At 50.7% G+C, this 13090-nt stretch carries 8 protein-coding genes; 7 read left to right on the forward strand and 1 reads right to left on the reverse strand.

Going from position 1 to position 13090, the window contains the following annotated elements:
• Nucleotides 1-183 precede the first annotated feature (183 nt).
• The 5 genes from FJM74_RS02000 to FJM74_RS02020 all read left to right on the forward strand — a co-directional run bounded on the left by FJM74_RS02000 (nucleotide 184) and on the right by FJM74_RS02020 (nucleotide 8838).
• Nucleotides 184-2427, forward strand: coding sequence for an ATP-binding protein (locus FJM74_RS02000; RefSeq protein ID WP_187260873.1), 2244 nt, complete (start codon nucleotides 184-186; stop codon nucleotides 2425-2427).
• A 73-nt stretch (nucleotides 2428-2500) separates the two neighbouring features.
• Nucleotides 2501-2923 (forward strand): VOC family protein, encoded by a 423-nt coding sequence (locus FJM74_RS02005; RefSeq protein ID WP_187260874.1) that lies wholly within the window; start codon nucleotides 2501-2503, stop codon nucleotides 2921-2923.
• A 168-nt stretch (nucleotides 2924-3091) separates the two neighbouring features.
• Complete coding sequence (locus FJM74_RS02010) at nucleotides 3092-5998, forward strand: PD-(D/E)XK nuclease family protein (RefSeq protein ID WP_187260875.1); 2907 nt, start codon at nucleotides 3092-3094, stop codon at nucleotides 5996-5998.
• Nucleotides 5999-6708: 710 nt separating this feature from the next.
• Entirely contained in the window at nucleotides 6709-7476 is a 768-nt protein-coding gene (locus FJM74_RS02015) for a metallophosphoesterase (protein ID WP_187260876.1), read from the forward strand.
• A 303-nt stretch (nucleotides 7477-7779) separates the two neighbouring features.
• Nucleotides 7780-8838 (forward strand): N-acetylmuramoyl-L-alanine amidase family protein, encoded by a 1059-nt coding sequence (locus tag FJM74_RS02020; protein ID WP_187260877.1) that lies wholly within the window; start codon nucleotides 7780-7782, stop codon nucleotides 8836-8838.
• 277 nt (nucleotides 8839-9115) lie between these two features.
• On the opposite strand, the gene FJM74_RS02025 is transcribed toward FJM74_RS02020, so the two are convergent.
• Nucleotides 9116-9856 carry a hypothetical protein gene (locus FJM74_RS02025; RefSeq protein ID WP_187260878.1) on the reverse strand — a complete coding sequence of 247 codons (741 nt, stop codon included), beginning with the start codon at nucleotides 9854-9856 and terminating at the stop codon, nucleotides 9116-9118.
• A gap of 381 nt (nucleotides 9857-10237) precedes the next feature.
• On the opposite strand from FJM74_RS02025, the gene dinB reads away from it, so the two are divergent.
• Both dinB and FJM74_RS02035 read left to right on the forward strand, forming a co-directional pair.
• Complete coding sequence (gene dinB, locus FJM74_RS02030; protein ID WP_262890421.1) at nucleotides 10238-11317, forward strand: DNA polymerase IV; 1080 nt, start codon at nucleotides 10238-10240, stop codon at nucleotides 11315-11317.
• Nucleotides 11318-11780: 463 nt separating this feature from the next.
• A complete protein-coding gene (locus tag FJM74_RS02035; RefSeq protein ID WP_241738902.1) occupies nucleotides 11781-12887 on the forward strand; it encodes an alpha/beta hydrolase family protein in 1107 nt (368 codons plus the stop codon).
• Nucleotides 12888-13090 lie beyond the last annotated feature (203 nt).

Raw genomic sequence — 13090 nt, forward strand, 5'->3', positions numbered from 1 at the left:
AGGCGCCAGCCGCCGATTTTTTATTTTTTTATTATATATTGCATTTGCAGGAAGCCCTAATTTTTTAAAACTGCGTAAGAAGGCTGGCTACAAAGCCTTCTACCACCAAATTTCAGAAAACAAGACAAAGCACTTTGACTTTCCTACCCAGTATGTGAATGGTTGAAGCGGATTAAAATTCTTATGCACAATTACCAGAACCATACCGTAGACCTTTCGAACTGCGATACAGAACCGATTCATCTTATTGGCCGCATCCAGCCGCACGGATTTATGATCGTGATGGATGCCACTACTTTTCAGATAGAGCAGGTCAGCCGGAACATTCAGGATTTTATAGCCCATGCAGCGCCGGATGCATTGGTAGGCAAGCCCATCGCCGAGATTTGCACCTCATCAGAATTCCCGGTATTGCAGGCACAGCTGCAGGCCTCTACCGTGCTGAACCCTCAACTGCTGACGCTGAAAGGCCGGCAGTTTTTTGGTTTCCTGCACGAAACTGAAGGCCGGCTTGTACTGGAATGTGAGCCCTACCAACAAACAACCGACGAAAAACGCTTTGAGCGCACATATGCCTTCTCCGAGTTTCAGACCCAGCTAAACAACAAGGATACGCTGCTGGACCAGGGCCAGCTCCTGGTGGATTATGTGCAGCACATACTGAACTACGACCGGGTGATGCTGTACGTTTTCGACACCGACTGGCATGGCGAAGTAATTGCTGAAAAAATTAAGCCTGGCACCCACTCTTACCTGCACCACCATTTCCCCTCTACTGATATTCCTGCACCCGCCAGAGCTTTGCTGGAGAAAAAGCATGTCAGGCAGATACCGGATATCGGTGCGGCGGCCGTCGACCTGGTTCCTTACCTGAACCCGGCCACTGGCAAACCGACAGATATCCTAAAGTCGGAGCTCCGGAATCCGTCAGAGATACACCTGGAGTACCTCCGCAACATGGAAGCCTTTGCTACGCTCTCCATTTCCGTTATGGTTAAAGGGAAATTGTGGGGGCTTATAACCTGCCAGCACCAACGCCCTAAGTTCATCAACTACTGGATGCGCCAGACCTGTAACCTGGCAACCAAGGCCTTTGCCAATGCGGTGCTGGCCTCTCAGGAAATGCGCGACATCAGCGTTCTGGAGCACTACAAGCAACTGGAAGAAGCCCTTGTTAACCAGGTAATAGCGGCAGGCACTATAACCAAGGGGCTGTTTGAAGGAAAACATAACCTGCTCGACCTTACCACCTGCTCCGGCGCTGCCCTGTTTGCAGATAATGAACTGGCGGTGACCGGGAAGGTGCCGGACCGGGAGCAGCTGATGCAGCTCCTGCAATGGCTGTCTGATACGAACAAGGAGCGTGTTTTTTATACCCGCGAACTCTCCAGACAGTTTCCTGCCGCAGCTGCTTACCAACACTTGGCGAGCGGCTTGCTGGCCCTGGAAATTTCGAAGTATAACAAAGAGTACATCCTGTATTTTAAGCCCGAGATACGGGAAAGTGTTGTTTGGGCAGGCAACCCAGAAAAACCGGAGTTGGCTAAGGCAAACGACAAAATAAGGCCCCGCAAGTCTTTTGACAAATGGGTGGAAATAATAAAAGGCAAATCACTCCCCTGGACGCTGAACGAGCTTGAAATAACGCAGGTGCTGCTCAAAGATGTCATCGCCATCATTCTCCGGAACCAGGCAGGCAGACTTGAGCAGCTGAACCGGAATCTGCACAATTCAGCCAGGAGCCTGCGCAGAAAGAACGAGCGTCTGGAAGACTTCACTCATATCATTACCCACAACCTTCGTTCCCCGATCAGTAACATTCAGGGCTTGTATAACCTGTACGAGGCAGAGCCAACCCATGAAACAGGGGCTGAGGTAATGCGGCGCATGCATGTTGTGATCGATAACATGGCCTCGACCATAGACGACCTGAACGCCATTCTGCGGGCTGCCCTCGACCAGCAGCTCTCCCAGGATACAGTTAATATAGCCGGCCTGGTGGAGAAAGAAAAGCAGAATATGGAAGCCGTGCTGACTGAGACCGGAGGTGAGATCCTCACGGATTTCCAGGCTCCGGAAATAACGATGCCGAAGGTGTACATGGAGAGTCTGATCCACAACCTCCTGTCCAATGCCGTTAAATACAGATCGCCTGACCGTAAGCCGGTAGTACACCTGAAATCCTGGCAGGAAAACAACACCTTCTTCCTGACCGTCTCCGACAATGGCCTTGGCATTAACCTGGACAGGCATGGCCAGAAGATATTTGGGCTATTCCAGACATTTCACTCTCACAAAGAAGCAAAGGGATTGGGGCTTTACATCACCAAAATGCAGGTCGAATCTTTAGGCGGCACTATAGCCGTAGAAAGTGAGCCTGGGCAGGGTACGACCTTCACTGTCCGCTTCGATTCGCACCCGGGATAGCCGAAGTTTGCCATAAATTTATTTACTTGCTCCTGAACACGAATCCGCTCGTGACTATTCTTGACAAAACAATATGGAACAACGCATAACGCTGATTACGCTGGGCGTAAAGAACCTGCAGCGTTCAAGAGACTTTTACAGGAATGTTTTTGGCTGGGAACAGACGGAAGCCAGCACCGAAAGCGTTATTTTTATGCAGCTGAACGGCCTGCAACTGGCCTTGTTCCCGCAGGAGTCGCTGGCCGACGATGCAGGTGTGGCGGCCGATGGCAAAGGCTTCAGAGGCTTTTCGCTGGCACACAACATGCGGTCGGAGCAGGAAGTAGATGCGCTGGTAACAGAGCTGGAGCAGAAAGGTGCCCGCGTACTGAAGAGGCCGGAGAAAGTTTTCTGGGGAGGCTACAGCGGCTACATTGCCGACCCCGACGACAACCTTTGGGAAATAGTCTACAATCCGTTTCTCCCGCTGGATGAGCAGGGAAATGTGTCAATTTAGTTGTTGATTGTTAGATGTTGATTGATGGGGAGGGCGTTAGCTCAAAAGGATTTATATTTTATCAGATCGCGCACTTCCGTTAATTAAAATGATCGCGCCCAATTCACAACATCAAAAAGCTTAATTCAGAAATTATCATCCAACAATCAACCACCAACAACCAAACCAGTGCAGACTTTCCTGGAGCTAACGGCCAAATACGTGTACGAGAAGTACAAAGAGAACATCAGTGAGCTTTGTATTATCCTGCCATCGCGCCGGGCCAGTTTCTTTTTTAAGAACGCCCTGGCACAGGCGGCACCGGAGCCGATCTGGTCGCCCGAGGTGGCCGGTATGGAGGACTTTATCTGCCGCCTGGCCAAAGTGGATGTGCTGGAGCCGATTAACCTGCAACTGGAACTTTACGACCTTATGCGCGAGCAGGACCCTACGCTGGACTTCGACCAGTTCGTAACCTGGGGAGGCACTTTGCTTGACGACTTCAGCCGCATAGACCAGAACCTGGTAGACACGGGCAAGCTGTTTGAGTACCTCTCGGAGGCGAAGGCGCTGGAGCGATGGGACCCGAAGTTTCTGGGCAAAGACATGTCGCCGCGTATGCGGAAGTACTTTAGCCTCTGGGATAATATTGAAAAGACATACCTGAACCTGCAGAAGCACCTGCACCGCAACAAGCAGGCTTACACCGGCATGGCCTTCCGTAAAGTGGCCGAAAACATCAACCGTCTTGCGAAGGAGCCTGGCTGTGTCCAGTATATTTTTATCGGTCTGAATGCGCTTACCAGATCTGAGGAAGTGATTATTAAAGCCCTGCTGAAACATGACAAGGCAGAGGTGCTCTTCGACAGCGACGATTTTTACATGGAAGAGGGCACACCGAACCGCGCAGGCAGCTTTCTGCGAAAATATAAATCGTCCTGGAACCTGCCGGAGTGGCGCTGGCAGCAGAACCTGCTCCTGACCGAGGAGAAAGAAATAAACGTGATTGGTGTGGCCAACGCCAGCATGCAGGGCAAACTGGCCGGGCAACTGCTGCAGGAGATCCGGCAACAGGACAAACATTCGCAAACGGCCATTATTCTGCCAGACGAAACTCTGCTCCTGCCCGTACTGCACTCCATTCCGGATGCCGTACCGAACTATAACGTGACCATGGGTTTGAGCTTTAAAGGCACGCCCCTGTTCAACCTGATAGACCTGCTGTTTGAGGTGCACCTGACCGGCGTAACGCAACTACAGGATGTCGGCTACAAAGTGTACCAGTATCACCACCAGTCGGTGACCAAGCTCCTCACCCATCCTTTTATCAGGCGCTATGAGCTGTACCTGAACGAGCAACCGGACCAGAAGAAACACCATGGATTTATCCAGAAGGTAGTAGATAAAATTGTGGCTGATAACCGGGTTTTGATCACGGCGCAGGACTTGCTGGAGATGGGGCAGCACCAGCCCTTGTTCGAGACGCTCTTCAAAACCTGGCGCGACTGCGACGATATTATTACGGCTATGTACAGCCTCATCGATTTGCTGCGCGAGGTGTACAGTCATCAGCCCAACACCATCGAGACGGAGTACCTCTACATTTTCTACACGCTCGTAAAGCGCCTCGACACTATTTTTGATTGCCGCGAACACAAGATCGGGGTGCGCAGTTTCCGGAAGTTCCTCTATGAGCTCATCTCCTCCACCCGCCTTCCTTTTAGTGGGGAGCCGGTTTCGGAGGTGCAGATTATGGGTATGCTCGAAACGCGGGCGCTGGATTTTGAGAACGTGATCATTTTATCGGTAAACGAAAACACCCTGCCCGCTCCCAAGCGCCACGAGTCGCTGATGCCCTACGATGTGCTGCGGGAGTTTGGGCTGCCGACCTACTCCGAAACAGAAGGAGCCATGGCCTACAACTTTTACCGCCTGCTGCAGCGCGCCAAACGGGTGAACCTGCTCTACGTGCTCCCCTCCGACACCTATGGCTCCGGCGAGAAAAGCCGCTTTATCCTGCAGCTGCAGAACGACCTGGCGTTGCGTAACCCACGCATCAAATTCCGCGACTTAACGGCTGCCGTAGAGCAACAGGAGACCAAGAAATACAACGAAGACATCCGGATAGAGAAAGATCAGCAGACGCTGGAACAGCTGAAACTGGAGCTACGGAAAGGCCTGTACCCCTCCCACCTGAACATGTACATTAACTGCTCGCTGCAATACTATTTCAGCCGCATTGCCAAAATACAGGAAATCGACGAGGTGGAGGAGCAGCTCGGCACCGACAAATTCGGGACGCTGGTGCACCAGGTGCTGGAAGATTTTTTTAAGCCTTTTGCTGAGAACGGTAAACCCATTGAGGCAGCCGATGTGGTGCAGATGCTGCAGCAACTACCGGCACAGGTGCGCAAAGAGTTTGTAGCAGCCACCAGAGGCGCCACACCCGACCGAGGCATGAATTACCTGCTCTATAAAGTGGCGGTGGAAGTGCTGGAGAAATACCTGACAAACCTGAAAGACTCGCCGGAGCTGCCGCTTTACGTGCTGCGCCTCGAAGACACCTTGTCGGCCACGCTGCCGGTGCAGGTGGGCGATGAAGAGATTCTGATTAAAGTGGCAGGTAAAGCCGACCGCATAGACCTGACTGGCAACGAGTTGCGGGTAATCGACTATAAAACCGGCAAGGTGGAGCTGAGCCAGCTGGTGGTAAAGCCTGAGGATGTGGCCCTGCATTTCACTACTGACCCCAAATACGACAAAGCCCGGCAGCTGTGGCTCTATCAGTACATCCTGCAGCGCACCCTGCAGGTCAACCCCGAAACCATTCTGACTAATGGAGGGCATGTGTCACCGGAAACTATCACACCTGTTTCCGGCATTCTCTCTTTTCGGAACCTGGATGCGGGAGTGCTCTCGTCGGAGTTCAACTTTACGGAGGCTGACGGTTCCACTCCCAAAGATTTTATAAGTGCTTCAGAAGAACTGCTGTCGGACTTCGTGCACCGTATGCTCGACCCAGAAGAACCCATCCGCAAAACAAACGACCTGGATGTATGCCAGTGGTGCGCTTACCGGGGGATTTGTGCCCGGTAAGGAGGTTTTTGTTTAGTAACTAAAACATGAAGCAGACCAATAAGCCTGCTTCATGTTAATTGCCTTTGAGTGCGAGGATTAGCCTAGGCTTACCGTATTAATCGTAGCTGTTCTTCTTCTTTTCCTGTTTCTGCGCCTTTTTCTCTTTTGTGGTTTTTGCAGGCTGCTTTTTTACTTCCTTTTTAGAGTCTTTAGACTTTGCCATGAGCTGATTTGTTTAGTTTATTTAAATATAACGTAATTCAGGTTCTGATCAGCATGAAACAACAAGAGATATTTTCTGGCGTAACTTTCCAGAAACACGGTCTCCACCAAAAACTTAATTTACAAGTCGTTATATAGCTTGCAGTGCTGTGCGCAAGTGCCTCGCCAAATCAGAAATTATAGCAGGGATATCATGGCTGCTGAATTAGTGGTGCGCCCTTAGCGAATGGAGTTTCTCCGGACAAACCGTTTTGGTGCCGACTAAGCTCAGGCACAAAACGAAATTATTCTAATGAAAAAGCCCCCTCAGAAGTATCTACCCCGCTGGCTTTGTAAAGTGGCAGTAGCGCCTCAAGTATAATTTGCTGTTTTTAGCTGAGATACCAAAATCTCTTCCCGTCTATATAGAAAACTTTTTATAAAAATTTGCAATGGTCCTATGTTTCAATGTCAGAATATATCTTATCTTCATGTAAAATTTAGCTTTATCACCTAAGAACATATTTATGAGGCGGTTTGTAACATCAGATAGCCATGGCGGCTGTAAAGCCTTGATACAGGTTCTGGAAAGATGTGGGTTTGATCACGAAAATGACCTTTTGATTTTCCTTGGCGATGTCGTGGATGGCTGGCCGGAAACCAAAGAAAGCATTGATCTGCTCCTCAGCATAAAAAACCTGGTGTACCTGCTTGGCAACCACGACCAATGGGCCCTCGATTATTATACCGGCAACCTGGCTGGCAAGGAGAGCGAACTGGAGTTGTGGCTCCTGCAGGGAGGAACCAGTACCGTGAAATCGTATGGCATCGGCAAACCGATGCAACAGGAGCATATCGCATTTTTAAAGAATGCCCGGAACTTCTACCTCTCGGAAGACAATATTCTTTTTGTGCATGCCGGCTACGACACGGCAAAACCTATACAGGACACCGATGCTTCTTACCTGATCTGGAGCAGAGATTTCCTGACCCGTTATTACACCATGCACATGCAGCAGGCGCCCATCCACTTAGATACTTATAAGAATATCTATATCGGGCATACGCCCACCATTGCCCTCGATCGGGAACAGACTGAACCGCTCAGGATGGGGAATATTACACTGCTGGACACTGGTGCTGCCTTTACGGGGTGTCTCTCAGTTATGGACGTAGACAGTAAGGAAGTGTGGCAGTCAGATAAAGTGATGACCTTGTATCCGGAGCACGAGGGCAGGAATGGAGTTAGCTGGGAAAAGGGGCAGAAAGAAACCAGTGGATTGCAACACTCTTAAAGCAGGCAAAGACTACTCTTATTGGCTGGCCCCATCCGAAAATGGCTGCAAGGCTGAATGGGAGCCCGCCGCATCTTTTTGACATAAATAAAAAATTATTGCCCTGGTAAACAAAATAAATACCTGTAACCATCTGGTATCCATGCCCTTAAGAGCGACAAAGGATGACTGCCCGTTGAATGGGATGCAAGCGTAAAATAATAATTCAAACTATACCTTCGGCGACTGACACATTTTCTATAATTTTATCTTCCTGACAATTTACAACTTAAACATCAGGTAGACTGTGTCTGTTGAGAATCTATGGCTGTGAAAACCTTCTTATTCCTATTACTTTTTATTAGTGCCACGTTGCAAGTCTTCGCCCAGCAGGTTCACCAGAAAGTGGTGGCAAAGGCTGGAGACGGCATATTTACCCTGTTACGCCGCCACGGCCTGAACTATTCGGAGTACGCTTCCCAGTTTCTGGAGCTGAACCGGGATAACCTGGGCAAGGACAACAGCCTCTTTGTAGGAAAAACGTACCTGTTGCCCCATACCTCGGCTGGAGGAGCTTCGGCTGCCGCTGCATCTGCTGCTTCCGGAACATCTGCCGCTGCCGCCCCTGCCAGTTCAGCCAGGGTACTTAATGTACCCTTGTTTGGCCCTAAATATGCCAGGGTGGAGATAAAGGACCAGCAGCTGAGCGGGGCCGTGTATTACATCTCGGCCGGGCATGGCGGCCCCGACCCCGGCGCAATTGGCAAATACGGGTCACACTCTCTGGGTGAAGACGAATACGCTTACGATGTTTCTATCCGGCTGGCCCGGGCCCTCATGGAGCATGGCGCCACCGTGTACATGATTGTGCAGGACCCGGACGATGGAATCAGGGATGAGAGCATCCTGAAAATGGACCGGGATGAAGTGCATTATCCTAACAAAGTCATTCCGCTGAACCACAAGCAGCGTCTCCGCGAACGTACTGCAATTGTGAACAGCCTGTATGCCAAGCACAAAAGCGCCTACCAGCGCATGCTGGCCATACATGTAGACAGCCGCAGCAAAAGCCAGAAAATAGATGTTTTCTTCTATCATCATGAGAACAGCCCAACCGGCAAAAAACTGGCGGAGTCTATTCACCAGACCTTTACCTCCAAATATAAACGGTACCAGCCAAACCGTGCCTATTCCGGGAGCGTATCGGAGCGCAGCACACTTTATGTTGTAAAGAATAGCCGCCCTCCTACTGTTTTTATAGAACTAGGCAACATCCGCAACAACCTCGACCAGCGCCGTTTTGTAATTCCGAGCAACAGGCAGGCCCTGGCCAACTGGATTAAAGACGGTATCGTAGCTGATTATAAAAATCGTGGGAAGTAAAGGAGTGGACGAAGTAGAGGCACCTGAAATCTGTTGTAGGTGAGCGGGGTCAGGAGCAGAAAAGGTCTCCGAAGGGCTATTTTGATTAGAATAATGGCTTCTTTCACTTCTCAAGCAGGCCCGGCAATGTTTACCCGAATGCACCTATTAGGCTTCCAGTTTAATTTTTAGAGAAGCACAATGCTAGCAAAACTGCCGGAGAGCCTGCCAGCCACTATTCTAATTTTGAATTTCTAATTTTGAATTTGTCGGAGCACGAGTCTGCCTTTCATCTGTTTTAATGCGTTAATACACCGGCTATGTTCAGGTTTATCAGCAGCATATTTGTCTCGGAGCGGGTAAATTCATAAGCCGGAAAACCATCCTGCAGCACACGCACCTGGCCTTTTTTTACATAAGAGGCAAACGGGCTTTGCAGGTACGTTACGCGCAGGTCTGCATAGGCGTCTTTACTTTTGTTTTGCCAGAAGAGCATGCCGACTCCCATACCAAAGCTGATAACGGTGGTCCTGTACCTGTCCAGCACGAAGGCTTCATGGTCCTGCCGCATAAAATCGAAGATGTCTTCTTTCAGTTTGGTGCGGGTGTTGAATATGGAAATACCCGCCAGGCCGTCCAGGTATGGTTTGAAGGGCATTTCCCGCTGTGGTTTTACCCTGGCTATAAAATGCAGTGGCACGATGCTGTGCGAAGTTTTTAAGGTTGGATAGGTCCTGCTGTAATTCGACGGGTTTTTATCAACTCCCTGGCTCAGGTAGCTCCCCTGCAGGCCCAGCTCCAGTGGCGAAGGATATTTTCGGGGGTTAATCAGCAGGCCAAAAGTGCCTCCTAAAGCATCGGCATGCGGATAGGCCTGCCGGTAACTGCCGAGTGGCGCTGTATAGGCAGGGCCCAGATATACTGTTCCCACCACTGTTCTACGAATTTCTTCTGCCTGGCCGTTTTCTCCTGACTGACCAAAAGTAGCCTTGCCGAAAGCAAAAAGCATTACAAACAAGCACCAATACCTGCGTTTCATTGCTGCGTAATTTCATACCATAGCCATAACTCCCAAAGTTAAATATTTCACAAATATTTAGCCAGAATTTAAATTACGGAGAGTTTTTTTTCGGCCTTAGAGGTGCTACCCCATACTGTGGAGGCATGATGAAAGTATGGGCTGACACCCCCTGCACCACACAGCAGCCATCAGAATAGGAAGACATCAAATTATTCTAATCAGAATGCCCCTCCGGAGCATTTACGACTTCTGCGGTTAAGGCTGCTTCAGCAATACCAAGCGAACAAAATGCACGGATTGGAATGAGGTTGGAGGCAAGTAATAAAAGATTGGTAAATTTGTGAGATTGTCCGTGCCTGTTCCACCAGCTGGTTCTTCCCTGCAGAAACTTTTAACGCCTTGAGCATCCCAATCCGCAAGATCATCCACATCGATATGGACGCCTTTTATGCGTCGGTGGAGCAGCGCGATAACCCGGAGCTGCGCGGCAAGCCCTTGGCTGTGGGTGGCTCCAGGGCGCGCGGTGTGGTGGCGGCCGCCAGCTATGAGGCCCGCAAGTTTGGTGTTTTTTCGGCCATGGCCTCCAGGATCGCTATTCAGAAATGCCCGCAGCTGATTTTCGTAAAACCCCGCTTCGAAGTGTACAGCGCAGTTTCGCGGCAGATCAGGGAGATATTTTACTCCTATACCGACCTGGTAGAGCCGCTGTCGCTGGACGAAGCCTATCTGGATGTGACTGAAAACAAAGTGGGCATGCCCTCTGCCACCATAATTGCCAGCCAGATCAGAGCCCGCATTCTGGAAGAAACAAACCTGACAGCCTCAGCGGGTGTTTCCTTCAATAAATTTCTGGCCAAGATCGCCTCCGACATGAACAAGCCGAACGGGTTTACACTTATTACGCCTGACAAGGCCCAGGATTTGGTGGCCGGACTGGCGATAGAGAAGTTTCATGGCATCGGGAAAGTGACAGCAGCCAAAATGCAGGCTATGGGGATTGCCACCGGTGCCGACCTGCGCCAACGCACAGAGCAGGAGCTGGTGCAGCGCTTCGGCAAAGTAGGCCGCTACTACTACTGCATTGCCCGTGCCCAGGATGAGCGCCCGGTAGAGCCACACCGCGTCCGGAAATCCATCGGGTCGGAGCGCACCTTCGAAACCGACATCTCCGAAGAGGAAGAGATGCTGACGCGGCTGCAGCACCTGGCGCAGGAGGTGGCACAGGACATGGCCCGGCTGCAAACCACTACCAAAACCGTGACGCTCAAGCTAAAGTATTTCGACTTTACGCTGCAGACCAGAAGTAAAACCCTGCTGCAGTACATCAGCGCCTCCGATGCGATTTTCACGGTGGCCCGCGATCTGCTACGCACCCCCCAACTGCCTGCTTTCCCGGTCCGGCTGCTGGGCATATCCGTCTCCAACCTGCTTTACCAGCACGACCAGCCCGCGAGCTACCAACTCACTTTCGACTTTTAAGGCAGGCTCCGCTCCTGGTATTTGCGCTCTGTGCAAATAATAGCTGCCGCTTAAGAGGGCAGGTTTCTCTCCAGGGCTCCGTTTCAGCAAAACGGTTTTTTTTCTAAAATTTTTTTTCTTTTGATTTAAGCATACAAACTTTTGAGGAAATGGTTCGTTAGACCCTTGTGGGTCTGCAAATTCGTCTGTCTCATTTTAAAGTAAGGTAAAGCGGGCAGGCAGCATGCTGCTGCCAGGTTGAAACCAGGAGGGTACTTCTCCCCTTCGCTGCCTCTGACTTCGGATATGGAGGGAGCTGATGCAAAACAGGACCGGTGCTCAAGTTAGGTCCTTCTGAAATAGGCGATTGCCCGGATCACCCGCTTGCAGCCATAACCCTGACCATGTTTCCTGAGATGAGACCTTGTGCTCATTTTCCTGCTTCCGGACGGTATACATCAGCTTCATGAATTTAAAGCATAGAATGAAAATCCTGTTTTACCGGGCGCTTTGCCTGCTGCTCTTATTCTACATGGTTTCCTGTTCCGGCGAGAGAAAAGAGAACTCCCGCAGCACAGCACCCAAAGAACCGCCCAGGTATTCTGAGCGGGGCTATACAACCTCCAAAGCCTACCCGGCCACTTTTGCAGAAGAGGATTTTGAGGCCTGGCAGCAGGAAATTCCACAGGTGCGGAAAGTCGATATAACATCAACGGCCGACGGAAAAGTGGAACCGGCCCTGTTTTACGATTCGGGAACGCAGGAGAAAAAGCCGCTGCTGGTGGTGCTGCACAGTTGGAGCAGCGAGTATCTGCAGGAAGTGAGCATACCCTATGCCGAGTGGGCCAAGGAAAAGGACTGGGTCTTTATTCATCCAAACTTCAGGGGAGCCTTCGAAAAGCCTGAGGCGACGGCCTCCGAGCTGGCCGTGCAGGATATTGTGGATGCCGTAAATTTTGCCAAAGAAAATGCCGAAATAGATACCTCGCGCATTTACCTGGTCGGCTCATCGGGAGGCGCCCTGACGGCCCTGGTAGTTGCCGGCCGCCACCCCGACATCTGGGCTGGCGTGGTGGCATGGGTGCCGATCCTGGACCTTACCGAATGGTATACTTTTAACCTGTATTACCCAAACCGCAAATACAACCAGCAGATAGAGGCATCCTGCGGCGGCAAGCCTGAGCCTGGAAACGAAGCTGACAAAGAATGCAAAAAGAGGAGCCCCATCACGTACCTCGAAAATGCCCGGAACATCCCCATATTCCTGGCGCACGCCCTCACCGACGTGCTGGTTCCCTCCAGCCACTCTATTCGCGCCTACAACATGTTGGCTGCCCCACAAGACACTATTCCGCAGCAGCAAATAAATCACATAGAAAAAGAACAGGTACTCCCGGAGGAGATGCAGGGCTTCAACAACGATCCTTATTTTGGCCCCACTGACCCTGCTGTGCTGTTCACCAAAGAATCGGCCAACGTAAAGCTGGTGCTGTTCGATGGCGTGCACGACATGGCCTATAACCCCACCCTGCTCTGGCTCAGCGAGCAGCAGCAAAAAACACCTGGTTCTCCGACAAATTCAGCGTTATAAATTCAGCAATGGTAATCGGGATGTAGCACAAAAAAATCTGTTTAACAAGCAGATATCCTTTCAGCCATCAAGCTGAAAGCCTGTTCGGAATCAAAGAAAGCTCCTTGTGTATAAATTTCTTTTCGCCCTAATGAAACGATTCTTTTAGAAGGCACCTGAACTTTTGTGAGAGGTTATGTTTGTCTCGGGATGAAGTGAAAGGC

It is taken from the genome of Pontibacter beigongshangensis (assembly GCF_014332515.1).
GTDB classification, from domain to species: Bacteria; Bacteroidota; Bacteroidia; order Cytophagales; family Hymenobacteraceae; genus Pontibacter; species Pontibacter beigongshangensis.